The organism is Bradyrhizobium sp. LVM 105 (assembly GCF_003957705.1).
In the GTDB taxonomy this organism is placed as follows: domain Bacteria; phylum Pseudomonadota; class Alphaproteobacteria; order Rhizobiales; family Xanthobacteraceae; genus Bradyrhizobium; species Bradyrhizobium frederickii.
Window position 1 is genome coordinate 110,001 of record NZ_QZMV01000009.1, and the last position, 24,656, is coordinate 134,656.

25 protein-coding genes (1 of these 25 only partly in view) are annotated in these 24,656 nt (G+C 64.8%); 13 read left to right on the forward strand and 12 right to left on the reverse strand.

Going from position 1 to position 24,656, the window contains the following annotated elements:
- The 5 genes from D6B98_RS24145 to D6B98_RS24165 form a co-directional block, all read right to left on the reverse strand.
- On the reverse strand, positions 1 to 999 hold the 5' portion of the coding sequence (locus tag D6B98_RS24145) for a TRAP transporter substrate-binding protein (RefSeq protein WP_126259396.1). It extends 90 nt beyond the left edge of the window; the window shows 999 of its 1,089 coding nt (coding positions 1-999); its start codon is at positions 997 to 999; its stop codon lies beyond the left edge, outside the window.
- A 183-nt stretch (positions 1,000 to 1,182) separates the two neighbouring features.
- Positions 1,183 to 2,496 carry an NAD(P)H-dependent oxidoreductase gene (locus tag D6B98_RS24150; protein ID WP_126259397.1) on the reverse strand — a complete coding sequence of 438 codons (1,314 nt, stop codon included), beginning with the start codon at positions 2,494 to 2,496 and terminating at the stop codon, positions 1,183 to 1,185.
- 159 nt (positions 2,497 to 2,655) lie between these two features.
- Positions 2,656 to 3,456: a phytanoyl-CoA dioxygenase family protein gene (locus D6B98_RS24155; RefSeq protein ID WP_126259398.1), complete on the reverse strand. Its 801-nt coding sequence runs from the start codon at positions 3,454 to 3,456 to the stop codon at positions 2,656 to 2,658.
- A gap of 142 nt (positions 3,457 to 3,598) precedes the next feature.
- Entirely contained in the window at positions 3,599 to 4,273 is a 675-nt protein-coding gene (locus D6B98_RS24160) for a GntR family transcriptional regulator (protein ID WP_126259399.1), read from the reverse strand.
- Between the two features lie 177 nt (positions 4,274 to 4,450).
- On the reverse strand, positions 4,451 to 5,308 hold the full coding sequence (locus D6B98_RS24165; RefSeq protein WP_126259400.1) for a sigma-70 family RNA polymerase sigma factor: 858 nt from the start codon (positions 5,306 to 5,308) through the stop codon (positions 4,451 to 4,453).
- A 99-nt stretch (positions 5,309 to 5,407) separates the two neighbouring features.
- Here D6B98_RS24165 and D6B98_RS24170 point away from each other — a divergent pair, with 99 nt between their 5' ends.
- On the forward strand, positions 5,408 to 5,863 hold the full coding sequence (locus tag D6B98_RS24170; RefSeq protein WP_126259556.1) for a carboxymuconolactone decarboxylase family protein: 456 nt from the start codon (positions 5,408 to 5,410) through the stop codon (positions 5,861 to 5,863).
- 49 nt (positions 5,864 to 5,912) lie between these two features.
- On the opposite strand, the gene D6B98_RS24175 is transcribed toward D6B98_RS24170, so the two are convergent.
- Together D6B98_RS24175 and D6B98_RS24180 are read right to left on the reverse strand one after the other, a co-directional pair.
- On the reverse strand, positions 5,913 to 6,725 hold the full coding sequence (locus D6B98_RS24175; RefSeq protein ID WP_126259401.1) for an alpha/beta fold hydrolase: 813 nt from the start codon (positions 6,723 to 6,725) through the stop codon (positions 5,913 to 5,915).
- 17 nt (positions 6,726 to 6,742) lie between these two features.
- Positions 6,743 to 7,561: an alpha/beta fold hydrolase gene (locus D6B98_RS24180; RefSeq protein WP_126259402.1), complete on the reverse strand. Its 819-nt coding sequence runs from the start codon at positions 7,559 to 7,561 to the stop codon at positions 6,743 to 6,745.
- Between the two features lie 136 nt (positions 7,562 to 7,697).
- Between D6B98_RS24180 and D6B98_RS24185 the strand changes: the two genes are divergently transcribed.
- Complete coding sequence (locus D6B98_RS24185; protein WP_126259403.1) at positions 7,698 to 8,240, forward strand: methylated-DNA--[protein]-cysteine S-methyltransferase; 543 nt, start codon at positions 7,698 to 7,700, stop codon at positions 8,238 to 8,240.
- Between the two features lie 118 nt (positions 8,241 to 8,358).
- Here the strand turns inward: D6B98_RS24185 and D6B98_RS24190 are convergent, their stop codons facing one another.
- Both D6B98_RS24190 and D6B98_RS24195 read right to left on the reverse strand, forming a co-directional pair.
- Positions 8,359 to 9,903 carry an acyl-CoA synthetase gene (locus D6B98_RS24190; protein WP_126259404.1) on the reverse strand — a complete coding sequence of 515 codons (1,545 nt, stop codon included), beginning with the start codon at positions 9,901 to 9,903 and terminating at the stop codon, positions 8,359 to 8,361.
- Between the two features lie 115 nt (positions 9,904 to 10,018).
- The gene (locus D6B98_RS24195) at positions 10,019 to 11,191 is read right to left on the reverse strand and encodes an acetyl-CoA C-acetyltransferase (protein ID WP_126259405.1); all 1,173 of its coding nucleotides are present in this window, start codon (positions 11,189 to 11,191) and stop codon (positions 10,019 to 10,021) included.
- Between the two features lie 211 nt (positions 11,192 to 11,402).
- Between D6B98_RS24195 and D6B98_RS24200 the strand changes: the two genes are divergently transcribed.
- The 8 genes from D6B98_RS24200 to D6B98_RS24235 all read left to right on the forward strand — a co-directional run bounded on the left by D6B98_RS24200 (position 11,403) and on the right by D6B98_RS24235 (position 20,608).
- Positions 11,403 to 12,005 (forward strand): TetR family transcriptional regulator, encoded by a 603-nt coding sequence (locus D6B98_RS24200; RefSeq protein ID WP_126259557.1) that lies wholly within the window; start codon positions 11,403 to 11,405, stop codon positions 12,003 to 12,005.
- Between the two features lie 55 nt (positions 12,006 to 12,060).
- Positions 12,061 to 12,819: an SDR family NAD(P)-dependent oxidoreductase gene (locus tag D6B98_RS24205; protein WP_126259406.1), complete on the forward strand. Its 759-nt coding sequence runs from the start codon at positions 12,061 to 12,063 to the stop codon at positions 12,817 to 12,819.
- Between the two features lie 211 nt (positions 12,820 to 13,030).
- Positions 13,031 to 13,837, forward strand: coding sequence for an enoyl-CoA hydratase/isomerase family protein (locus D6B98_RS24210; protein ID WP_126259407.1), 807 nt, complete (start codon positions 13,031 to 13,033; stop codon positions 13,835 to 13,837).
- 42 nt (positions 13,838 to 13,879) lie between these two features.
- Positions 13,880 to 15,751: an AMP-binding protein gene (locus tag D6B98_RS24215; protein ID WP_126259408.1), complete on the forward strand. Its 1,872-nt coding sequence runs from the start codon at positions 13,880 to 13,882 to the stop codon at positions 15,749 to 15,751.
- Between the two features lie 161 nt (positions 15,752 to 15,912).
- Positions 15,913 to 17,040 carry an acyl-CoA dehydrogenase family protein gene (locus D6B98_RS24220; RefSeq protein ID WP_126259409.1) on the forward strand — a complete coding sequence of 376 codons (1,128 nt, stop codon included), beginning with the start codon at positions 15,913 to 15,915 and terminating at the stop codon, positions 17,038 to 17,040.
- Positions 17,041 to 17,158: 118 nt separating this feature from the next.
- Positions 17,159 to 18,403 carry an acyl-CoA dehydrogenase gene (locus D6B98_RS24225; protein WP_126259410.1) on the forward strand — a complete coding sequence of 415 codons (1,245 nt, stop codon included), beginning with the start codon at positions 17,159 to 17,161 and terminating at the stop codon, positions 18,401 to 18,403.
- A 123-nt stretch (positions 18,404 to 18,526) separates the two neighbouring features.
- On the forward strand, positions 18,527 to 19,771 hold the full coding sequence (locus tag D6B98_RS24230; RefSeq protein WP_126259411.1) for an acyl-CoA dehydrogenase: 1,245 nt from the start codon (positions 18,527 to 18,529) through the stop codon (positions 19,769 to 19,771).
- 135 nt (positions 19,772 to 19,906) lie between these two features.
- Entirely contained in the window at positions 19,907 to 20,608 is a 702-nt protein-coding gene (locus tag D6B98_RS24235; protein WP_126259412.1) for a nitroreductase, read from the forward strand.
- 91 nt (positions 20,609 to 20,699) lie between these two features.
- Here the strand turns inward: D6B98_RS24235 and D6B98_RS24240 are convergent, their stop codons facing one another.
- Positions 20,700 to 21,248 (reverse strand): sigma-70 family RNA polymerase sigma factor, encoded by a 549-nt coding sequence (locus D6B98_RS24240; RefSeq protein WP_018316216.1) that lies wholly within the window; start codon positions 21,246 to 21,248, stop codon positions 20,700 to 20,702.
- Positions 21,248 to 21,481 (reverse strand): NepR family anti-sigma factor, encoded by a 234-nt coding sequence (locus D6B98_RS24245; RefSeq protein ID WP_164718820.1) that lies wholly within the window; start codon positions 21,479 to 21,481, stop codon positions 21,248 to 21,250. The genes D6B98_RS24240 and D6B98_RS24245 overlap by 1 nt, the downstream gene beginning before the upstream one ends.
- A 208-nt stretch (positions 21,482 to 21,689) precedes the next feature.
- Between D6B98_RS24245 and D6B98_RS24250 the strand changes: the two genes are divergently transcribed.
- Positions 21,690 to 22,496, forward strand: coding sequence for a response regulator (locus tag D6B98_RS24250; RefSeq protein ID WP_164718821.1), 807 nt, complete (start codon positions 21,690 to 21,692; stop codon positions 22,494 to 22,496).
- Between the two features lie 64 nt (positions 22,497 to 22,560).
- Here D6B98_RS24250 and D6B98_RS24255 read toward each other — a convergent pair whose 3' ends face one another.
- On the reverse strand, positions 22,561 to 23,034 hold the full coding sequence (locus tag D6B98_RS24255) for a TonB family protein (protein ID WP_164718822.1): 474 nt from the start codon (positions 23,032 to 23,034) through the stop codon (positions 22,561 to 22,563).
- A 183-nt stretch (positions 23,035 to 23,217) separates the two neighbouring features.
- Here D6B98_RS24255 and D6B98_RS24260 point away from each other — a divergent pair, with 183 nt between their 5' ends.
- On the forward strand, positions 23,218 to 23,832 hold the full coding sequence (locus D6B98_RS24260) for a nuclear transport factor 2 family protein (protein ID WP_164718823.1): 615 nt from the start codon (positions 23,218 to 23,220) through the stop codon (positions 23,830 to 23,832).
- Between the two features lie 275 nt (positions 23,833 to 24,107).
- Positions 24,108 to 24,542, forward strand: a complete 435-nt coding sequence (locus D6B98_RS24265; RefSeq protein WP_126259416.1) for a hypothetical protein — start codon at positions 24,108 to 24,110, stop codon at positions 24,540 to 24,542.
- The last annotated feature ends 114 nt before the right edge of the window (positions 24,543 to 24,656 follow it).

Below are 24,656 nucleotides of genomic sequence, written 5' to 3' on the forward strand. Positions count from 1 at the left end.
CAGGCTCGCATACATCTTGCCGAAATGCGGATTGCTCTTGGCGAGATCGGCGTAGATCCCGTTGGCTGCGCCATAGCAGGCTTCGAGCACTTCCTGCGGGAACGGCTTGAGGATCGCGCCGACAGACAGCAATCGCTTCAAGGCCGGCGGATTGACCGAATCGTACTTGCCCGTCACCCACGTGAAGGTGTCCAGCGAGGCCGCGCTGATGGCGGCCTGATAAGGCTTCGGCAGCGCGTTCCACTTTTCGAGGTTCATGATGTTGTGGCCTTGGCCGGTGCCTTCCCACCAGCCCGGATAGTAATAATACTTTGCGACCTTCACGAAGCCGAGCTTCTCGTCGTCATACGGGCCGACCCATTCGGCCGCGTCGATCGTGCCCTTCTCCAGCGCGGGATAGATATCGCCGGCCGCGATCTGCTGCGGCACGCCACCGAGCTTTGCGATGATGGTGCCGGCGAAGCCACCGACGCGGAATTTCAGGCCCTTGAGATCGTCAACGGTCTTGATCTCCTTGCGGAACCAGCCGCCCATCTGCGCGCCGGTCGAGCCTGTCGGCACGCCGATGGCATTGTACTCCTTGAGGAGGTCGTTGAGCATGTCCTGACCGCCGCTCCACAGCAGCCAGGAAATGTGCTGGCGCGTGTTGAGACCGAACGGCAGCGACGTGCCGAACGTGAACGCCGGGTTCTTGCCCCAATAATAATACAGCGCGGTGTTGCCCATCTCGACCGTGCCGTTGGAGACGGCGTCGAGCACTTGCAGGCCAGGCACGAGCTCACCGGCAGCAAAGGGCTGGATCTGGAAACGATTGTCGGTGATCTCGGCAACGCGCTTGCAGAAATATTCGCAGCCGCCATAAAGCGTATCGAGTGATTTCGGCCAGCTCGCGGCGAGCCGCCATTTCACCTCCGGCATTGATTGCGCGATAGCTGGCGCTGCAACTGCGCTTGCGGCAAGGCCCAGCCCGCCTGCCGTCAGGAATTTACGACGTTCCATGCGTTTCCCTCCTGTGATGCCGAGTCCTCGACGAGGGATCGCGGTCTTGGCGCCGCTTTCGTCTTCGTCGCTGGCCGACGTTTCCTTATGTATGTCCGAAATTCAGTATTCCCGGATCGCAGCCAGCATGACCAAAGGGGAACCGCAAATCAAGCGCGCTTTGGCTGCTCCCCACCAAGTCGGTCAATGCTGCGCTGCGAATGCGGTTTCCATGGCCTTGCGCGTCTTCACCGTTTCGTTGCCCGCATCGAATTCGACATCGCTCCAGCGCACCACCGCGCCGTGCGCGACGTCATGCTTCAACTTCACGCGGTGTGCGAGGCCGATGGGCAGCGCGCCGGCCTTCAGGCTCGCGGCCGCCGGTACCAGCTTGCCCCACACCGTGTAACCGCCCTCGCCGTCCAGCAACTCGCCCGCGCGCAAATTCCGCTTGGCGACCGCCGCCACGTCGCCGCGGAAGCCGCTGGCCTGGCCGGTCGGCTCGCCCCGCAGCGCGGCTGACAGCACCGAGATGTTCAGCTCGAGCCCGATCAGGTGATAGGGCTTGTACATCGCGGCATAGCGCCCGCTGGCGTCGGTCTTCAGGCCGTATTGCCGGAAGCAGTCGGCGGCATAGTCGCTCGGAGCCTCCAGCACGACGTAGACACCCCAGCGCAGGTCGCGGAACACCGGCCGGCCGTCGCGCTCGAGCGAGGAGACGACCTCGACCACGCCGGGCCGCTCCAGCACGCCGCCGCGCGACCGCGGCCGCATGATGTGCGGCAGGTCGTCGACGCCGCAGGGCGGAAACAGCAGGCCGTCAGCGGGCACGTCGAGCGCGCAGGCATTGGCGATCGCAGCCATCTCGATCGCCGATTTGGTGCCGTCGAGGAACGAGTTGAACATCTGCGGATTCATGCCGGCCGACTGCGCTTCGCCTGCGGTCAGGCCGTAATGCTGCCAGACGCCGTCAGGCGTCACGTCGTGGTAGGCCGGCAGGTATTTCGTGCCTTTGCCGGCGGCCACGACGCGGAAGCCGGTGGCGCGGGCCCAGTCGACCATCTCGGCGGTGAGCGCCGGCTGGTCGCCATAAGCGAGCGAATAGACCACACCCGCCTTGCGCGCTTCCTCGGCGAGCAGCGGCCCCGCCAGCACGTCGGCTTCGACATTCACCATCACGATATGCTTGCCCGCGGCGATCGCGGCACGCGCATGCTTGATCCCCGCGGCGGGATTGCCGGTCGCCTCCACCACCACATCCATCGCGCCGCCGGCGATGGCGCGCGCGCCGTCGTCGGTGAACATTGTTGCCGCGATACGCTCCGCATCCCAGCCGACGGTGCGGCAGGCCTCGCGTGCGCGGTCGCGGTCGATGTCGACGATGATGGGCACCTCCAGCCCGGGCGTGTGCGGCACCTGCGCCAGAAACATCGAGCCGAATTTGCCCGCACCGATCAATGCGACACGGACCGGCTTGCCGGCGGAGGCGCGGGCCTGGAGGAGGCGGAAGAGGTTCATGGGAATGGTCCGTGAGCGATATGGCTGTCAGGCGAGGTGAGCTATCAACGTTCGTCATTCCGGGGCGCGCGAAGCGCGAGCCCGGAATCTATTCTTCCGCAGTCTCTGCGGCCCAATGGATTCCGGGCTCGACGCTACGCGTCGCCCCGGAATGACAGTCTACTCCGCCGCCTGCCGCGGGGCACGGGCGAGCCGCAGCAGCGCATCGTCGTCCACGGTCTTGATCGGCGTAAAATCGCGATGGGCGATATAGTCCGGCCGCGTGGGGGTGCGGATGTAGTTCGAGACCGCGTTCAGCGTCAGATACACGATCTTGCGCGGATAGGGCGTGATGTTACCGCTCGAGCCGTGCACGAGATTGCCGTGGAACATCAGCATGCCGCCGGGCTTGCCGGTCGGCGCGACGATGCCGCCCTGCGCGACGAGGCGCGTCACCGTCGCCTCGTCCAGCGTCCACAGCGGATAGGAGGTGGTGGCGAGGTCGTGCGAGGCCTCGAGATCGCCGGCGTTCTGGCTGCGCGGCACCAGCATCAAGGGGCCGTTGATCGGCATCACCTCGTCGAGGAAGATCGCGATGTTCATCGCCCGCGGCTCCGGCATGCCGTCGTCGCGCTTCCAGGTGCCGTAATCCTGGTGCCATTGCCAGACGTCGCCGGTAAAGGCCGATTTCGCGTTGATCTTGAACTGGTGCATGTAGACCGGCTCGCCGAACAATTGCTCGACCGGCTCGATCATGCGCGGATGCGCGCCGAGGATGCCGAACGCCTCGTTGTAGAGATGCGCGGCAAACGCCGTACGCGGTGCGCCGCTCTTCTCGCGCCAGACCTCCGGCCGGTTGGCCTCGTAAATGGCGACCGCCTCGCGCGCGAGCAGGTCGATCTCCTCCTGGGCGAACAATTCGGGCAGGAATAACCAGCCCTCGCGGTGGAAGAACTCCAATTGCTCCTGAGACAGTTTCATGGGCCGTCCTCCTGTTTTGTTATTTGTCATTCCGGGGCACGCGAAGCGTGAACCCGGAATCCATTTATCCTCAGCGCGTCCCGCCCGATGGATTCCGGGCTCGACGCTTCGCGACGCCCCGGAATGACGGCGTATGTTGCGGCTACGCCGCCTCGTTCGTCGCCCTCAACCTCTCCTCGGTCATCCGTCCCGCCGTTTGCGCATGCGCGAGCGCGGCGCGTTCGGCCGCGCTCGCATCGCCTGCGAGAATGTGCCCGGCGATACCGGCGTGCTCGGCCCAGGCGCTGCCGCGATAGTCGAGCTCCGACAGCACCGTCGCCATCGAGCGGCGCATATGCGGCCATTGCGGCGCGATCGTCTCCTCGATCACGGGATTGCCGGCGAGCTGATAGATCGCGCGGTGAAAATCGACATCGAGCACGATGAGCTCGGCCAGAGTCGTGGTGCGGTCGATGCGGCCTCCGGCGGCCAGTGCCGCTTCCAACCGCGCGCGGCCGGCCGCGTCGTGTCCCGCGCGTATCGCAGCTAACCGGGCCGCCAGCGCATCGATCGCGCCGCGCACCTCGTAGAGCTGGCGGATACGCGCAGGGTCGAGCTGGGTGACCTCGAAGCCGCGCTTGCCGCTCTCGGCGACGAGACCCTGCCGGTGCAGCAGATGCAGCGCGTGCGATACCGGCTGGCGGGACACGCCGAGCTTGTCGGCGAGCTCGTTCTGGCGGATGCGCTGGCCGGGCTCGAGCGTGCGGTCGGAGATCGCCTCCAGGATGCGCGCATAGACTTGGTCGATCAGGTTCGGGAGCGGGTCGAGGGGGATCACGCCGGCAGCTCCGAATAGGAATACGGAATTCCGTATTCGACGCTACGCTCTGCCAGGGAGGTCGTCAAGCGGTATCGGAGGGTGCGCAATGCCCTCGCGTGGCGTTAGCTAAGCGATTGATATCGCTAGGCCCGTCTACTGTGCATGGGGTTGTTTTCGCGATATTGCGTTCGGGCCTCAGCCCTCCAGCACCTCCACCTCCAGCGCGGCGATCCGCTCCGCATCAGCCAAGGCCTCGATCCCGGCAATGCGGTCATTCTTGAATGTCACGCGCACCGCGATGCGCAGCTGCCCGCCGAGGATGACGGCCACGCCGATCTCGCCGTCGACCAGCGCCGTCCGCGCCGTCTGGGCACGACCCTTGTAGAGCTGCGCGACCGCATCCGCGCCGCGGATCTCGGCCAGCGTGCCGAGCCGCACCGCGGCCTCGTCGGCGCGGAAGACGACGTCGGGATCGAGTACGGCCAGCAGCCCCTCGAAATTGCCCTCGCGCGACGCTTTGAGGAAGGCATCGACGATGGTGCGCTGACGCGACAGGTCCGTCTCGGGGACCGGCGCCCCCTGCACGCGCCGCCGCGCCCGGCTGGCGAGCTGCCGCGACGCCTCGACCGAGCGGCCGACGATCGGCGCGATCTCCTCGAAGGGCACCGCAAACATGTCGTGCAGCACGAAGGCGAGCCGCTCCGCGGGCTGCAGCGTTTCCAGCACGACGAGCAGCGCCGCGCCGACGGAGTCGGCCATCTCAGCCTCGCGCAGCGGCGTCTCGTCGACCGGCTCCGGCACATGCGGGCCCATCGGTTCTTCCTTGCGCGATTTGCGCGCGCGCAGCATGTCGAGGCAGATGCGCGCGACCACGGTGGTCAGCCAGCCGCGCAAATTCGCGATATCGGACATGTCGTAGCGGCTGACCCGCAGCCAGGCCTCCTGCACGGCATCGTCGACCTCGGCGCGGGAGCCCAGCATCCGGTAGGCGACCGCGCGCAAATGGTCCCGGCTGGCCTCGAACTGTTCAGTGAGAAAATTTTGCTCGGTCATCGGTCACATTCCCTCGTCGCGAACCGTCATGCCCATGACGAAGCCAATCCGGCCGATGTGACCGGAACCTTCGAAATTCGAGCGATGGAGACGAAAATGATGCACGCCCGCATGAATCACCCCGTCATGGTCCTCCCCGAGGCCATGAATGTCCTTCAGTCCCTCGGCAACCTGACCAAGCAGGGCCTGCCGGAAAAGCTCCTGGAACTGGTGCACCTGCGCGCCAGCCAGATCAACGGTTGCAGTGTGTGTGTCGACATGCATCCCAAGATCGCCCGCAAGCTGGGTGAGACCGACGAGCGCCTGTTCGCCGTGTCCGCCTGGCGCGATGCGCCCTATTTCACCGAGGCCGAGCGCGCCGCGTTGGCGTTGACCGAGGCCGTCACCCGTCTCGCCGATCGCGAGGATCCGGTGCCGGATGCGGTCTGGAGCGAGGCCGACAAGCATTTCGACGAACGCGAGCTCGCGACGCTGATCCTGTCGATCGCGACCATCAATGTCTGGAACCGGCTGAACGCAGCGATCAAGATGCCGGTCGGTGTGTGGAAAGCGTGAGGTCTTGTTTTTCGCCTCTCCCCGCTTGCGGGAGAGGCGAACAGCACCGCTACTCCGCCAAGAACCGGTTCACCACCTCGCCGAACTCCAGCGGCGCCTGCTCGAACATCCAATGGCCGGCGTTCGGAATCACCGCCGTCTCAGCTCCCGCGATGTGGGCGGCCAGCACGCGCCACAACACCGACAGGCTTCCTGTCGTCGCGCCGCCGCCGATCAGCAGCGTCGGCGTCCTGACCGCCTGCGCGTCCTTGAGCGTATAGGGCCGGCGCTGCTCGTTGATCTGGCCGAGGAAGGTGAGCACGTTGTCGCGCAGCTGCTGCTTCGCCGCCGCCGGAACGCGCCGCCAGGCGCCGTCGCCTTCGATGCCCTCGTAGAAATTCTGCAGCGCGCCCTCGAGATCGCCGGCGCGGATCATCTCGACCGAGCGCGCCGTGCGCGCCGCCAGCGGCGGATGCGCGGGCGTGCCTTCGGGCACGGGCAGGCTGGCGTCGAGATCGCCGCCCGGCTCGGCCAGCACCAGTTTTCGCAGCAGATCCGGCCGCGCCTGCGCCACGCGAAACGCGATGTGGCCGCCGCGTGAATGGCCCATCAGATCCACGGGCGCGGGCTTCACCTGCTCGATGAACGCGATCACGTCGGCGACGTGCTGCGCCATCTTGTAGTCATCGCCGACGGCGTCCCAATGCTCGGGGAAGAAATGCCGCAGGCTGACCGCGATCACGCGATGGGTCTTCGACAGAGGACCGAGCACCGAATACCAGGTGCGGAAATCCCCGAGCGTGCCGTGCACGCAGACCAGCGGCCGGCCACTCCCGACTTCGAGATAGGCCATGTCGTAATCGTTGACGCGAAATGTCTGCATGATCAGCTCGCCAAGAATCAACTTGCTAAGTAGTCCAGGACCACTTCGGAGAATTTTTGCGGCGCCTGCTCGAACATCGGATGCGTCGCGTTCGGAATGATTGCGGTCTTGGAATAGGGCACATGCGCGGCCAGCGCATGCAGCACCTTCGGCAGCAGGCCCTTGGTCCGCGCCCCCAGGATGAACAGCGTCGGCATCTTGATGGACTCCGCATCCGCCTTCGAGAAGGGCGGGCGGTTGTCGCGGACCTGGCCGATCAGCGTATAGGCGTTGTCGCGAAGGTTCTGCTTCACCATCGCCGGCAGCCGCGGCCAGGTGCCGGCGCCCTCCAGCGTGTCGACGAAGACGGCGAGGCCGCCGTCGACATCGCCGGCGGCGATCTTCTCGGCCGAAGCCGTGAAACGCGCCAGGAGCGGCGAGGGGCCGCCGACATAATCGGGATCGAGGCTGGCATCGAGCTCGCCACCGGGCTCCGCCAGGACGAGCCGTCGCAGCAGATCGGGGCGTTGCTGAGCCACGCGAAAGCAGATGTGCCCGCCGCGGGAATGCCCCATCAGGTCAACGGGGCCAAGGTCAAGCTTCTCGATGAAGGCGATCACGTCCTGGACATGCTGGGCGATCGAATAGGTGTCGCCGATGCCGTCCCAGCGGTCGGGAAAGAAATGCCGCAGGCTGACAACGATTGCGCGGCGCTGCTGCGTCAGCGGTCCGAGCACGCAGCCCCAGACGCGGAAGTCGTTGAGCGAGCCGTGCACGCAGACCAGCGGCGGCCGGCCCCTGTCCTCGCCCACGTCGAGATAGGGCATGTCGTAACCATTGACGTGGAGGCTTTGCATTCTGGACTCGCGAGGCAGGCGGAACTCCTGTGCAAGATTCCCGGAAACCGGGTGGATCGCAACTATTTCCAAGCCTAGATTTGGTCCGAGATCACGATGGGGGCATGCGACGAGGACGCAAGCCAGGAACCAAATCATGACCGACCAGCATTTTGCCCTGTTCGATACCAGGATCGGCCTTTGCGCCATCGCCTGGGGCCCGCGCGGCATCAACGGCACGCAATTGCCCATGGGTGGCGAGCAGAAGATACGCACCCGCATCAGCCAGCGCCACGCCGAGGCCACCGAAGCCGAGCCGACCGCCGAGGTGCGAGAGGCGATCGACCGCATCACAAGACTGCTCGCGGGCGAGCCGGATGACCTCACCGACATTCCGCTCGATCTCGACGGCGTGCCCGAGTTCAACCGCGGCGTCTATGAGATCGCCCGCGCGATTCCGCCGGGCAAGACCATCACCTATGGCGATATCGCCAAGCAGCTCGGCGGCGTGCAGCTGTCGCGCGATGTCGGCCAGGCGCTCGGCCGTAACCCGTGCCCGATCGTGGTGCCCTGCCATCGCGTGCTCGCCGCCGGCAACAAGCCCGGAGGCTTCTCGGCCAACGGCGGCGTGGTGACCAAGCTGAAGATGCTCGAGATCGAAGGCGCGCTGGTGAACCACACGCCGAGCTTGTTTGATTGAGACGGCTTGCGCCGGCGTCGTAGGGTGGGCAAAGCGAAGCGTGCCCACCACCTTTATCGAAATCGAGAGATGGTGGGCACGGCGCTTCGCGCCTTTGCCCACCCTACGAGATCCCCTCCTAAATCTTCGCCGCGGCCTTCGGCCAATACCGATCGCGCAGATGCCGTTTCACCAGCTTGCCGGTCGGTGTGCGCGGCAGCTCGGGCTCGAAATCGATCGAGCGCGGGCACTTGATGGCGGAGAGGCGGCCCTTGCAATAGGCGATCAGATCGGCCTCGAACGCCTTGCCGGCACGCGTCATGTCGTGCGGCTGCACCACCGCCTTGACCTCTTCGCCCATTTCCTCGTTCGGGACGCCGAACACCGCGACGTCGGCGACGTCAGGGTGGGTGATCAGCACGTCCTCGGTCTCCTGCGGATAGATGTTCACGCCGCCGGAGATGATCATGTAGGACTTGCGGTCGGTGAGATAGAGGAAGCCGTCCTTGTCGAGGTAGCCGACATCGCCGAGCGTCGACCAGCCCCTGGCATTATAGGCCTTCTTCGTCTTCTCGGGGTCGTTGTGATAGGTGAACGCGGGCGCGTCGGCGAAATAGACCGTGCCGATCTCGCCCACCGGCTGCTCCTCGTCGTTCTCGTCCAGAATCTTGACCTTGCCGACCACGGCGCGGCCGACGCTGCCGCGATGCTCCAGCCATTGCTGCGAGCTGCAGACCGTGACGCCGTTGCCTTCCGAACCCGCGTAATACTCGATCAGGATCGGCCCCCACCATTCGATCATCCTTGCCTTGACGTCGACCGGGCAGGGAGCGGCGGCGTGAATGGCGCCTTTGAGCGTGGAGACGTCATATTTGGTGCGGACCTCGTCCGGAAGCTTCAGCATGCGCACGAACATGGTCGGCACGAGCTGCGATTGGGTGACCTTGTACTTCTCGACCAGCTTCAAGAACTCTTCGGCGTCAAAGTGCTCCATGATGATGGAGGTGCCGCCGAGCACGATCGCCATCATGTTGAAGCGCAAGGGGGCGGCGTGATAGAGCGGCGCCGGGGATAGATAAATGCTCTCCGCGTTCATGCCGCACATGTCGGCGCAGAGCACGCGCAGAAGTGGACTCGGCTCGTCGATGGGCTTGCCTTCAAACCCCTTCTTGACGCCCTTGGGCCGCCCGGTAGTGCCGGACGAATACAGCATGTCGTAGCCGGCGACCTCATCGGCGATCGGCGTGGTCGGCTGCGCGGCGGCTTCCTTGTCGTAGGAGCGGAAGCCGGGCAGCGGCTCGTCCATCATGTAGAAGATCGGTTCGCCGGCGGCGCCCTTGTTCAGGCCCTTGATCTGGTCGGCGCATTTCGGGGTGGTGATCACGACCTTGGCGCCGCAATTGGCGATGATGTAGTCGATCTCGTCCTGCTTCAAATAGCGGCTGATCGCGGTGTAGTAGAGCCCGCTGCGCTGCGCGGCCCAGCACAGCTCCATGAAGGCGAGACGGTTCTCCATCAATAGCGCGATGTGGTCGCCGGCCTTCAGCCCGAGCGAGCGAAACAGCTGCGCGCCCTGGTTCGAGAGCTCGTCGAGCTCGCGATAGGTGATCGCCTTGCCGGTCCCGGCCATCTGGTAGGCGATCTTGTCGGGCGTGGTGCGGGCGTGGATGGAGGGGTGAGTCATGACGATTCCTCAAAACGCGAATGGCGAGTAGCGAGCGGCGAATAGGGAAGAAGGGCAATCCGTTCTTCGCCTATCACCATTCGCTACTCGCCACTCATTACTCGCTTTTGTTTTTCTACAGCCGCTCCACGATCGTCACGTTGGCCATGCCGCCGCCTTCGCACATGGTCTGCAGGCCATAGCGCTTGCCGCGCTGATGCAGGGCGTGGACCAGCGTCGTCATCAGCTTGGTGCCGGAGCCGCCGAGGGGATGGCCGAGCGCGATGGCGCCGCCGTTGACGTTGAGATGCTCGGGATCGGCGCCGGTGCTCTTCAGCCACGCGGTCGGCACCGAGGCGAAGGCCTCGTTGACCTCGAACAGGTCGATATCGCCGATCTTCATGCCGGCCTTCTCCAGCGCGCGCTTGGTCGCGTGCAGCGGCGCGTCGAGCATGATGACGGGGTCGCCGCCGGTCATGGTCATGTGATGGACGCGCGCGAGCGGCTTGACGCCGAGCTGCTTCAGGCCCTTCTCGCTCACCACCATGACGCCCGAGGCGCCGTCGCAGATCTGACTGGCGCTGGCCGCTGTGAGCTTGCCGTTCTCGGCGATCAGCTTGACGCCCCTGATGCCGTCGAGCGTGACGTCGAAGCGGATGCCCTCGTCGATGTGGTGGGTGTCCTTCGAGCCGTCGGCGCGGGTGATCTCGAGCGGCACGATCTCGTTCTTGAAGTGGCCTCCTTGCGTCGCCGCGATCGCGCGCTGATGGCTGTCGTAGGAATATTGGTCGAGCTCGTCCTTGGAGAGGCCGTACTTCTCGGCCATCATCTCAGCGCCGGTGAACTGGCTGAACACGATATTCGGGTACTTCTTCTCGATGCCCGGGCTCTTGTAATTGCCAAAGCCGTTCTTGGCGGGAAGCTGCGAGGACAGGCCCATCGGAACCCGGGTCATCGATTCCACGCCGGCCGCGATCACGACGTCCATGGCGCCGGACATCACGGCCTGCGCGGCGAAGTGCAGCGCCTGCTGTGAGGAGCCGCACTGGCGGTCGATCGAGGTGCCCGGCACGCTCTCCGGCAGCTTCGAGGCCATGACCGCGTTGCGCGCGACGTTGTTGGACTGCTCGCCGACCTGCATCACGCAGCCCATGATCACGTCCTCGACCAAGGCAGGATCGACCTTGGTGCGGTCGACCAGCTCGTCCAGCACCCTCGCGGCGAGATCGGCCGGATGCCAGCCGGCGAGGCGGCCCCCCTTGCGCCCGCCGGCGGTACGCGCGGCGGCGACGATGTAAGCCTCGGCCATGTCGGTTTCTCCCTGAATTCTTGCTTTGGGTTGGTTGTCGGGGACGGATTTAAGGGACGGGAGATCGTTTAGTCAATCGATCAATTAACTCTTGTGATGAGGCGCTGCTTGGGCTTATCTGCGCTCCGCTCCGAGCGGCGAACAGGGAACTTCCGTGGCTACCAGCGTACCGAACAGGCTCCCCAGCGGGAAGAATTCCACGGCGGAGAAATTGCTCGTGGCCGCGAGCGAGCTGATGATCGAACGCTCCTCGATCGAGATCTCGCTGTCCGACATCGCGCAGAAGTCGGGCGCCAACGCCGCCCTGGTCAAATATCATTTCGGCAACAAGGACGGCTTGCTGCTGGCGCTGCTGGCGCGCGATGCCGCAACCGAAATGTCCAACCTCGAATACCTTCTGGCGCAACCGATCACGGCGACGGCGAAGCTCAAGCTGCATATCGCCGGCATCATCCGCGCCTATCACCGGTTCCCCTATATGAACCGGCTGATCCACTATCTCCTGCACGAGACCAGTGCCGACTCGGCCGATGAGGTCTCGAAGTTCTTCGTCGCACCGCTGCTGGATTTTCACCGCCGCCTGCTGGCCGAAGGCGTCAGCCGCGGCGAATTCCGCCAGACCGATCCGGTGTTGTTCTACACCAGCCTGATCGGTGCCTGCGATCATTTGTTCTTCGGCCGGCATGCGATGTCCCGCGCGACCGGCGTCGGCCCGGTCACCGATGATGTCTGCCGGCAATATATCAAGCACATGGAAACGCTGATCTGCGGCGGCATCCTCACGCAGGCCGGGGAAGCCGTTGCAGCCGGATGATCCGGCTGAACCTCTTAAAGTCCAGAGAAGAAACGCCCAAGGAAAGGTACAAGCGATGCAGTTGAAAGACGTAGCCGTTCTCATCACCGGCGGCGGCTCAGGCCTCGGTGAGGCGACCGCCCGCGCCATGGCGGCCAAAGGCGCCAAGATCGGCGTGATCGACCAGAACAAGGACAACGCCGAGAAGGTCGCCGCCGAAGTGAAGGGCGTCGCGCTGCATGCCGATGTCACCAGCGAAGAGCAGATCAAGGCGGCAATCGCGAAAGCCGAAGCCGCGCATGGCGTCGCTCGCGTGCTGATGAACTGCGCCGGCATCGGCGGCTCGCAGCGCATCGTCGGCCGCGACGGCGTCTATCCGCTCGAAAAGTTCGCGCGCATCATCAACGTCAATCTGATCGGCACCTTCAACTGCCTGCGCCTGTTCGCCGAGCGCCTCGTCACGATCGAGCCCGTCGGTGAAGAGCGCGGCGTCATCATCAACACGGCGTCGGTCGCGGCTTACGAAGGCCAGATCGGCCAGATCGCCTATTCGGCGTCGAAGGGCGGCGTGGTCGGCCTGACCTTGCCGGCCGCGCGCGATCTCGCCAGCCAGAAGATCCGCGTCAACACCATCGCGCCCGGCCTGTTCTTTACGCCGCTGCTGATGGGTCTGAACGAAGAGGCCCGCAAGAGCCTCGGCGCCCAGGTGCCGCATCCCTCGCGTCTCGGCGATGCCGCCGAATACGGCTCGCTCGCCGTGCACATCGTCGAGAACCCGATGCTGAACGGCGAGACCATCCGCCTCGACGGCGCCATCCGCATGGCGCCGCGGTAAGCGGTGTTCTTCTTACCCTCCCCTGGAGGGGGAGGGTCGATCGCGCGAGGCGCGAGCGGGGTGGGGTGATCTCTCCACACGGGCAGCGTCTCAAACGGAGAGACTGTCACCCCACCCCGACTCACATTTCGCTGCGCGCAATGTGAGTCGACCCTCCCCCTCCAAGGGAGGGTGGGAGACCGTCTCCGTGTGGCACGAAAGGACGAGCCCCATGTCCCAACCGTTGCTGATCGAGCATGACGACGGCGTCGACCGGGTGACGCTGAACCGGCCTGAACACCTCAACGCGCTCGATCCTGCGCTGATCGACGCGCTCAACGTCTATTTCCAGGGCCTGCAGCGCAACCGCGACACGCGTGTCGTGGTGCTCAAGGGCGCCGGCAAAAATTTCTGCGCAGGCCTCGATCTCAAGGCGGCGATGGCGCGCCGTGCCGGGCAGCAAGAACCGCCCGGCGTCACGGAGTCGCTGGATTCGCAACGCCGCATCGCCGACATCGTGATGCTGATGCGACGTTGTCCGCAGCCGATCCTGTCGCTGGTGCAGGGCGCGGCCGCGGGCGGCGGCTTTGCGCTGGCACTCGCCTCCGACATCCGCATCGCGACGAAATCGGCGCGGATGAATTGCGCCTTCATCAAGCTCGGCCTCGGCGGCTGCGATATCGGCACCAGCTATTTCCTGCCGCGCCTCGTCGGCGTCTCCGTAGCATCTGAATTGATCCTCACCGGGCGCTTCATCGGCGCCGAGCGGGCGCTTGCGGTCGGCCTCGTCTCGGAGGTCGTGGACGAGGACAAGCTCGACGAAGCGGCCGAGCCCTATGTCGAGGCGATGATGACGGCTTCGCCCGTGGGGCTGAGGCTCTCAAAGGAATGCCTCAACATGGGTGTCGATTCCGGTTCGCTGGAGGCTGCGATCGCGATGGAGGATCGCAACCAAGTTCTCTGCAGCCGATCGGAGGAATTTTCGGAAGGGATCAGGGCCTTCCTTGAGAAGCGAAAGCCTGTCTATATCAAGCGCTGAACCACGAAGATCCGCGAAGGACATAATTCCGGGAGACGCAAAATGGGTGGAAGCGCGGCGGCGGTGATGACGAAGCCCGCCTTTCGCAAAGTGGAGTGGCTCAAGCGCGACATCGACGTCGAGCGCCGCGCCGACGGCACGGTGGTGCTGAAGTCGCGCATTCCGCTGCAAGCTTACGAGAAGCACATTCCGGCGTCGCTGGCGAAGTGGGCGCAGGAAGCGCCCGAGCGCATCTGGCTGGCGCAGCGCGGCGGCCCGAACCGCGAATGGCGCAAGGTCTCCTATGCTGAAGCCAAGCGCACCGTGGATGCGCTGACGCAAGGCCTGCTCGATCTCGGGCTCGATGGTCGCCCCGTTGCGATCCTCTCCGGCAATTCGATCGAGCATGCGCTGATGACGCAGGCCGCGATGCAGGCACGCTCACCGGCGGCGCCGGTGTCGCCGGCCTACTCGCTGATGAGCCACGATCACGTCAAGCTGAAGTACCTGTTCGACCTGATCAAGCCGGCCGTGCTGATGGTGCAGGACGGTCCGACCTTCGAGAAGGCGCTGAAAGCGCTCGATCTCGCCGGCGTCACCGTGGTTCACGTCGCGCGGCCTTGTGAGGGCATCACAAGCGTCAGCTTTGCCGAGTTGGCGGCCACGCCGGTGACAAAGGACGTCGAGGATTCGATCGCAAGAATTACGCCGCAGACCGTCGGCAAGCTGCTGTTCACGTCGGGCTCGACCGGCATGCCCAAGGCCGTCATCAACACGCAGGAGATGATGTGCGCTAATGCCGCGATGATGATGCAGGTGCGTCCACGCTCGCCTGATGGCCCTGTTGCGACCATGCTGGACTGGATGCCGTGGAATCACACCATGGGCGGCAACGCGGCATTCCACCCGATCCTGATCGATGGCGGCACGCTCTATATCGATGACGGCCGGCCGATGCCCGGCCAGTTCGAGGAGACGCTGCGGAACCTGCGCGAGATCTCGCCGACCTATTACGCCAACGTGCCGGCCGGCTATGCGGCGCTCGCAGCCGCCATGGAAAAGGACGACGCGCTGTGCCGCTCGTTCTTCAAGAATTTGTCGATCATGGCCTATGGCGGCGCGCGGCTGCCTGACGATCTCTATGACCGCATGCAGGCTCTCGCCGTCAAGACCACCGGCGAGCGCATCGTGTTCTACACCGGCTGGGGCTCGACCGAGACCGCGCCGACCTCGACCGGCACCTATTGGGACACCGAGCGCGTCGGCCTGATCGGGCTGCCCTTCCCCGGGGTCGAATTGAAGATGGTGCCGTGCGGCTCGAAATACGAGCTGCGCCTGCGCGGCGTCAACGTCACGCCCGGCTATTTCGGCCAGCCGGAGCTGACGAAGAAGATGTTCGATGAGGAAGGCTTCTACTGCATCGGCGATGCCGGAATTTTCGTGGACGATACCGATCCGGTGAAGGGCATCATCTTCGCGGGGCGGGTGGTCGAAGATTTCAAGCTCACCACCGGCACCTTCGTGCATGTCGGCTCGCTGCGCACCGATGCGATCGCAGCCGCAACGCCGGTGGTGCATGACGCACTGGTCGCGGGACAGGACCGGCCGTTCATCGGCCTGCTCGCCTGGCCGAACCTTCATGCCTGCCGCCAGCTCGCCGGCAATCCTGATCTGAGGTTTGTCGATGCGGTGAAGCATCCTGACGTAGTCGCCTGCTTCAGGCGCGGGCTGGAAGCGCATAACAAGGAATGCGAGGGCGCCAGCAGCCGCATCATCGCGCGCGCCATGCTGATGGTCGAGCCGCCCTCGATCGACGGCAACGAGCTCACCGACAAGGGCTATATCAACCAGCGCGCCGGCCTCGAGCGGCGCGCCGCGCTGGTGGAGCGGCTCTATGCGGAAAAGCCGGATGTCGAGGTGATCGTGTTGCGATGAAGTACTTCTCTCTCCATTCGTCATTCCGGGGCGCGCGTAGCGCGAACCCGGAATCCATCGGGCCGCATACGCCTGGAGAAATGGATTCCGGGCTCGCCGCTACGCGGCGCCCCGGAATGACGGTCTCAATAGAAGTGACAGACAATAAGAGGTAGCCCGCCATGAACTTCGATTTCTCCGACGACCAGAAGCAGCTCCGCGACCAGGCGCGCAAATTCCTCGCTGAAAAGTGCTCGCCCAAGGCCGTGCGCGTGGTGCTCGACGGCAAGGCGCCTTACGACAAGGAGCTGTGGAAGGGCCTCGCCGAGATGGGCTTTCTCGGCGTCGCGATTCCGGAAGAGTTCGGCGGCGCAGGGGCCGGCCATCTCGAGCTCTGCGTGATCGCGGAGGAGATGGGCCGGGCCAATGCGCCGGTGCCGTTCTCCTCGACGGTCTATCTTGCCGCCGAAGCGCTGCTGATCGCCGGCAGCGAGGCGCAGAAGAAGAAATGGCTGCCTGCGATCGCCTCGGGCGAAGCGATCGGCACGCTGGCGCTGTTCGAGGGCAAGGGCAATCCGTCGCCGAAGAATGTCAAGCTGACGGCTGCGAACGGCCTGCTCAACGGCGTCAAGAAGCCCGTCCCCGACGGTGCCATTGCAGACTTTGCGGTGGTTGCCGCGCGCACCGGATCGAGCGGGCGCGACAGCGACATTTCGCTGTTCCTGGTCGATCTGAAGGCTGGCGGCGTCGAGGTGAAAAGCCTCACCAATCTCGATCCGACCCGCGGGCAGGCCGAGATCACCTTCAAGGACGCCAAGGCGGAGCCACTCGGCGCCGCCGGCGAAGGCTGGAGCATCCTCACAGAGGTGCTCGACCGCGCCGCGGTGCTCTGCGCGTTCGAACAGGTCGGCGGCGCCGACCGGGCGCTGGAGATGGGCCGCGACTACGCGCTCGACCGCATCGCCTTCGGCCGCCAGATCGGCTCGTTCCAGGCGGTCAAGCACATGCTCGCCGACATGTACGTCTCGGCGACGCTGGCGCGCTCCAACAGCTATTATGGCGCCTGGGCGCTCTCGACCAACGCCGCCGAGCTGCCGGAGGCCGCGGCCGCCGCGCGCATCAGCGCGACGCAGGCCTTCCAGCACTGCGCCAAGAACAACATCCAGGTCCACGGCGGCATGGGTTTCACCTGGGAGTTCGACTGCCACATGTACTACCGCCGCGCCAATGCGATGGCGCTCGGGCTCGGCAGCCTCAGCTATTGGGAGGACCAGTTGATCGACCGCATGCGCAAGAAGAACGCGGCCTGATGTTGTCGTCATTCCGGGGGCGGCGCGATAGCGCCGAACCCGGAATCCGGAGATGAGTGAATAGCGTCGAGATTCCGGGTTCGCGCTGCGCGCGCCCCGGAATGACAGAGAGAAAGCCATGAACTTCGACGACACCCCGCAGGAAGCCGAATTTCGCGCCACCGCGCGCGCCTGGATCGCGGCGAATGCGCCCAAGCAATACGAGGAGGAGCTGCGCAAATCCTCGCTCGGCCGCACCGTGCTCAAGAATGCCAACATCCTGGACGTCGCAAAGGCCTGGCAGAAGAAGAAGGCCGATGCCGGCTGGGCCTGCCTGCACTGGCCGAAGGAATATGGCGGCCGTGGGTCGTCGCCGATCGAGCGCGTGATCTGGCAGCAGGAAGAGGGGCCGTTCGGCCAATTGTCCCGCATGTTCATCATCGGCCACGGCATGTGCGGGCCGACCATGATGGCGTTCGCGCGCGAGGAGCACAAGCGCACCTATCTGCCGCCGCTCGCCTCCGGCGAGAAGGTCTGGTGCCAGCTGTTCTCCGAGCCGGCCGGCGGCTCCGACGTGGCGGGCTTGCGTACGCGCGCGGAGAAGGACGGTGACGACTGGATCATCAACGGACAGAAGATCTGGACCTCGGGCGCGCATTATTCCGACTATGGCATCTTGCTCACGCGCAGCGATCCGACCGTGCCCAAGCACAAGGGTCTCACCATGTTCTTCCTGGACATGAAGAGCCCCGGCGTCGAGGTGCGGCCGATCAAGCAGGCGAGCGGGGCGTCCGACTTCAACGAGGTCTATTTCACCAATGTCCGCATTCCCGACCACCAGCGCCTCGGCGAGGTCGGCGACGGCTGGAACGTCTCGCTGACCACGCTGATGAACGAGCGCAGCGCGATCGGTGCGGCGGTCTCGACCGGCTTCCCTGAATTGTTCGAGTACTGCTCCAGCCTGTTGCTCGACGACGGCCCTGCGATCGAGGACCGCGCGGTGCGCTCGAAGCTGGCGAACTGGGCGGTGAAGGCGAGCGGGCTGAAATACACCAGCATGCGCGCGATCTCGGCGCTGTCGAAAGGCGAGCGGCCGGGGCCTGAAAACTCCATCGGCAAGCTGGTGGCGGGCTCGATGATCCAGGACGTCGCGACCTACGCACTCGATCTGCAAGGGGCCGCGGGCCTGGCCAGCGGCGAGGATGCCGAGCTGGCCGGTCGTTTCCAGGCCATGCTGCTGCGCGCGCCCGGAACGCGCGTCGAAGGCGGCACCGACGAGATCATGCGCAACATCATCGCCGAGCGGGTGCTGGGCCTGCCCGGCGATATCCGTGTCGACAAGGACGTGCCGTTCAACAAGATCCCGACGAAGGGAAGAGGCTAGAATCGTAGGGTGGGCAAAGGCGCGGTACGCGCCGTGCCCACCAACTCTGTCGAGAACGAAAGGTGGTGGGCACGCTTCGCTTTGCCCACCCTACGCACCCGCGCAAGGATTGAGAGGTCCGCCATGAATTTCGACGACACCCCGCAGGAAGCCGCATTCCGCGAGACCGCGCGCAAATGGATTGACGCCAATGCGCCGAAGGAGCTGCATGCCGAGCTGTCAAAATCCTCGCTCGGCCGCATTCGTCTTGCCGGCCGCGATATCGTCGAGGTCGGCAAGGCCTGGCAGAAGAAAAAGGCCGATGCGGGCTGGGCCTGCCTGCACTGGCCCAAGGAGTATGGCGGCCGCGGCGCGACACCGATCGAGAAGGTGATCTGGCAGCAGGAGGAAGGCGTCTACGGCAAGCTGACGCAGCCGTTCCAGATCGGCGAGGGCATGTGCGGCCCGACCGTGATGGCGTTCGGCAGCGAGGACGCCAAGCGCCGGTACTTGCCGAAGCTCGCCTCGGGCGAGGAGATCTGGTGCCAGCTGTTCTCCGAACCGTCCGCCGGTTCGGACGTGGCCGGTTTGCGGACGCGTGCCGAGAAGAAGGGCGACGATTGGGTCGTCAACGGCCAGAAGATCTGGACCTCGGGCGCGCATTATTCCGACTATGGCCTTTTGATCGCGCGGACTGATCCCAATGTGCCCAAGCACAAGGGGCTCACCATGTTCTTCCTGGACATGAAGAGCCCCGGCGTCGAGGTTCGCCCGATCAAGCAGGCCAACGGCATGCAGGAGTTCAATGAGGTCTATTTCACCGATGTGGTGATCCCGGACAGCCAGCGGCTCGGGGCGGTCGGCGACGGCTGGAGCGTGTCGCTGACGACGCTGATGAACGAGCGCATGTCGATCGGCGCGCGGCTGGCGACCGGCGTGCCTGAGATGTTCGAATTCTGCTCCAACCTCATGCTCGAGGATGGCCTGGCCATCGACGATCCCGCCGTGCGCTCGAAGCTGGCGAGCTGGGCGGCGAAGTCGAACGGGCTGAAATATACCAGCTACCGCACGATCTCGGCGCTGTCGAAGGGCGAGCGGCCGGGGCCGGAGAACTCGATCGGCAAGCTGGTCTCGGGCATGATGCTGCAGGACATCGCGACCTACGCCATGGACCTGCAGGGTGCGGCCGGCGTTCTCACCGGCAGCGACGAGGAAACCGTGCAGGGCCAGTTCCAGCAGATGCTGCTGTCCTCGCCCTCGATGCGCATCGCCGGCGGCACCGACGAGATCCTGCGCAACATCATCGCCGAGCGCGTGCTGGGCCTGCCCGGCGACATCCGCGTCGACAAGGACGTGCCGTACAATAAGATCCCGACCAAGGGGCGGTGACCTCACGTCTCGCGGTATCTCGTAGGGTGGGCAAAGCGAAGCATGCCCACCATATGCAGATGCTTCGGGGCAAGTCTGTCGGTGGGCACGACGCTTGCGCGTCTTTGCCCACCCTACGAGAGCGCGAGCCAATTCATGGATGCAAAAGTGAGCCAGACCCAAGACCGCATCGGCGTGCTCGAAGAGCTGCTCAACGAGCGATACTCCGTCCGCGCGTTTCTTCCGAAGGACGTCGATCGGGCGACCATCGAGCATGTGCTGACGACCGCGCAGCGTACCGCGTCCTGGTGCAACAGCCAGCCCTGGCAGGTCGTCATCGCCAGCGGCGAAGCCAAGGAGCGTTTTCGCCAGGCGATCTACGCGGAAGCTTCAAAGGGTCTCGGCGACGATTACGACTTCACGCCCCCGCGCGAATATGTCGGCGTCTACCTCGAGCGCCGCCGCGAAAGCGGTTTTCAGCTCTACAACACGCTCGGCATCGCCCGGGGCGACAGAAGCGCTTACGCCAAGCAGGCGCTGGAGAATTACAATTTCTTCGGCGCGCCGCATGTTGCGATCATCCACACCAACGAGCCGCTCGGCATTTACGGTGCGATCGATTGCGGCGCCTATGTCTCTAATTTCATGCTGGCCGCGCAGGCGCTCGGGCTCGGCACCATTCCGCAAGCCGCGCTTGCGCGGCACTCCGGATTGATCCGCCGCCACTTCAACCTGCCCGACGATCGCCGCGTCGTCTGCGGCATTTCGTTCGGCTATGCCGACCACGCCCACAAGGTCAACAGCTACCGCACCTCGCGTGCAAGCGTGGCCGAGACCGTGACCTTCGTGGAGGAGTGATCGGCGCGGGCGGCGCGGTTCTCGCACGCATGAAAAGGCGGCCGCGGAAGCGGCCGCCTTCCTGGTGTCTCGAACTTGACGACGCCGGCGGTCAGCCGCCGCTGCCGCCGATCACGGCCCGCACGGTCTCGTCCGGCCCGAAGTCCTCGGCGCCGTCGACATAGAGCAGGGCGGCGAGCTTCGAGCGCGCGCGGTTGACGCGGCTCTTGATCGTGCCGACTGCGCAGCCGCAGATCGAAGCCGCGTCCTCGTAGGAGAAGCCGGAGGCGCCGACCAGGATCAACGCTTCACGTTGGTCTTGCGGGAGCTTGTCGAGCGCCGTACGGAATTCCTCGAATTCGAGATGCGCGTTCTGCGACGGCTGTGTCTTCAGCGTCTTGGCGTAGTTGCCCTCGGCATCCTCGACCTCGCGCCGCCGCTTGCGATAGTCCGAGCGGAACAGGTTGCGCAGGATCGTGAACAGCCACGCCGGCAGGTTGGAGCCGGGCTGGAACGAGTCGATGTTGGCGAGAGCGCGGAGCAGCGTCTCCTGCACCAGATCGTCGGCGCGGTCGGCATTGCCGCTGAGCGAGATGGCAAACGCGCGCAGACTAGGTACGGCCGCCAGGATGTCGTTACGCAGGGAGTCCGTGAGAGGCATTAATCCCTCCCATTGTTGTTGTCGTTAGATCCCCCGTCATTTTCCACTTGGGGTGTGGCTCCCTGGGCATCAAGCTTCTTGATCAGTTCTGCGAACCGATCCGGAACCCCCTGCCGCACCACGTCGTCATACATGGCGCGGAGCTGATGCCCGATCCGGGATTGAATCTCCGGAGTGAGCCCTCCCTTTCCGGGGGTCGTGCTTCTGGTTGCTTGAGACTTGAGATCTTTCATGACCTGTTCCACGTTTCCCCGAGTTAAGTTACTGTAAAATCGAGAAGTTTTCTCAACCGGGAGCCGTTCCCTGAATAGGCACAATTCCAGGTTCGAGAAAAAGTTCCCCCTCTGGCGGAACTTTTCTTGGCGTGAGGCGTAAACAGCCAACAGGGGAACCCGGGCCCCCCGCGTTGCCAGGTTTGGCCCGAAGATGAATGGAGTGGGGATGTCCCGTTCACAGCTCGTTGCCGAACACTTGCCGTTGTTGCGCCGGTACGCGCGCGCCCTGACGGGTAGCCAGGCATCCGGCGACGCCTATGTCGCAGCCATGCTGGAAGCCATGCTCGGAGATCCGTCGGTGCTCGACGAGAGCCATGGACCCCGCGTCGGGCTCTTCCGGCTGTTCACCCAGATCTGGAATTCGGTCTCCGTCAACGACGATTCGGAGGTGACGACCCTGCCGATGCCGCCGGAGCGGCGGCTGTCGAACATCACGCCGCTGCCGCGGCAGGCCTTCCTGCTGCTCTCGCTGGAGGGATTCTCGGAGGAGGAAGTCGCCTTCATCCTCGGCACCGACGTCGCGGAGACGCGGCGGCTGGCGGATACCGCCGGACGCGAGATGGCGGCCGAGATCGCGACCGACGTGCTGATCATCGAGGACGAGACCTTCATCGCCATGGACCTCGAGAGCCTGGTGAAGAATCTCGGCCACAACGTCGTCGGTGTCGCGCGCACCCATGCCGATGCGGTGGCGCTGGCCAAGAACAAGCGGCCCGGCCTCATCCTCGCCGACATCCAGCTCGCCGACGGCTCCTCGGGCCTCGACGCCGTCAACGAGCTGCTGCGCACCTTCGAGGTGCCGGTGGTGTTCATCACCGCCTATCCGGAGCGATTCCTCACCGGCGAGCGTCCCGAGCCGGCGTTCCTGATCTCAAAACCGTTCCAGCCCGCGATGGTGTCGGCGGTGGCGAGCCAGGCCCTGTTCTTCCAGCGCAACTCGCGCAACCGCGCGCCGAGGGCGCCGGCGGCGTAAGAAGACCTGTATCGAACCAGAGGACGGCGCGTCGCAGGGCGCGCCGTTTCTTTGCATACCCTTTTCAGCAGCGCCGGCAGATGCTGCGCATCTTGGCATCGACCTTGGCTTGTTCTGCAGCCGACTCTGCTGGCGGTAGGCTGCCCGTCCACGGTAGCGTCGTTTTCGCCCTGAAGACGATGGGCGCCGTGAGGCGAAGACCATCCTCGTCAATCTCGGCGGGCGGCTCTGGAAATGGCGCAGCCGCTTCCACCATAGCCAAGGCCGCGGCGTCGAGTTCGCCGGAGCCCGTGCTTTCGGCCAGCGCGCTCGAGATCAAATTGCCCGTCCGATCGAGAACAAACAGGACTTTCGCCGTACCGCCTTCGGTAGGCGAATTGCGCGGATAGATACTCTTGCTGACCAACCGATTGGAAACTTGCCTCTTCCAGGCGTTGATAGAGCTTTCTTGGGTGTCTGACGCCACAGTCTGCGCATATGCGGGGAGCGTCGCGAGCAATCCGAGAAGCGCGGCCAGCAAGGAGAATTTCATCTGCATCGCTGCGATTATTAATCGCGGTCTGGTTGATTTCAAGAACCGTTGCGCGTGTCGCGTTTGCTTGGCTGTGGGCAATTCGCAAGGCCGTGTAGCATCACCTGCTTGACGGCAACCCACTTGCTCCATTGATAGGTTGGGCCGATGACGTCCATCGCAGCCTCAAGCCGCCGGGAGATACGGACCATGGACCAGCAACTGCTCGATCGTCTCGCCATCCGCGACCTCGTCGAGAACTGGGCGGTGTGGCGCGATGCCGGCGATTGGGAGCGGTTCGCCACGGTCTGGCACGAGGAGGGCTGGATGTCCGCCACCTGGTTTCAGGGGCCGGCGCGGGAGTTCATGCGCGTCAGCCAGGAGGGGTTTGCCAAAGGCGTGCGCATCCTGCATTTCCTCGGCGGCACCAGCATCGACCTCGCAGGCGCGCGGGCGATCGCCCAGACCAAGATGACGATCTCGCAGCGCGCCCCCGTGCACGACGTGCTCTGCGACGTCGTCTGCACCGGACGTTTCTACGATTTCCTGGAAAGGCGGCAAGACCAAACAGGAATTGGAAAATGGGGCATCGTCCGGCGCCAGCCGATCTACGAGAAGGACCGGATCGACCCGGTCGATCCCGCAGCATCCCTCCGCCTCGACCAGACCGCGCTCGCCGCGCTGCCCGAAGGCTATCGCCACCTCGCCTACATGCAGGAGCTGATCGGCTACAAGGTCAAGCGTGACATGCCAGGCCTGACCGGGCCCGAGGTCGAGAAGCTCTACGGCGAGGGGCGGGACTGGCTCGCGGGCAAGCCCCAATAACTCGAACCGAAGTGGGCCGCAGACAAAAGTAAGGCGCGACCGGCATCACCACAGTCGCGCCCTACGTCGCCGGCTTATGGGGCAGGGGGGAATAGCCGGCTGCAGAGACGACTCCTGTCCAGGCGAGTCGTTCCACGCCTTCCGAAATATTTTGCGAAATATTTTGCACGCTGCTGAGTTTGTCGGACACGGTTAAGTGATCGTGGCGGCCAAGAACCCCCGGTCCTCCCCTCGCGTTGTTCCCGCGATCGCCATGGGGCGAGGGACCGACAGCCATGTCACAGATTCATAAGGTATTTTTGAGCGCAATCGCGATTGTCGCAACGCTCGGCGCGGTGCAATTGGCCTCCGGCCACGATCTGGCCGACCGCTGGCAGGCGGTCGCCGATGTGCCCAGCCACAGCGCGAGCTTCGCCCCGGGTCACGCCCCAAGTCACAATGTCAATCGCGCCGGCAAAGCCGATCGCCTTGCCGAACTCAAGCCGGCCGCGGTTTCCACCCGCACCGTCTCGATGCGGCTGAACGACCTCGCCGCCACGTCGGTGCTGCTGCGGGTCCCGGCGGCGATCGAGACCGGCAACGCCAAGCCGCCAGCACTGCTCCAGAACCAGAAGAAGGTGCGCACCAAGCCGACGATCGCCTGCGAGCCGATGGTGAGCTCGCTGACCGAGGTCGCAAAGCTGCTCCAGCCCGGTCGTTGCGTGACCTGATCCGCCGAGCGAGCGAACAGATCGTCCTCCCGCCGGGAGGGCGATTTTTCACGTCCACTTGATCCCCTGTCGCCTCGCGTTATATCCCGGGTTTCTTCCCTTTCGTTTTGACCG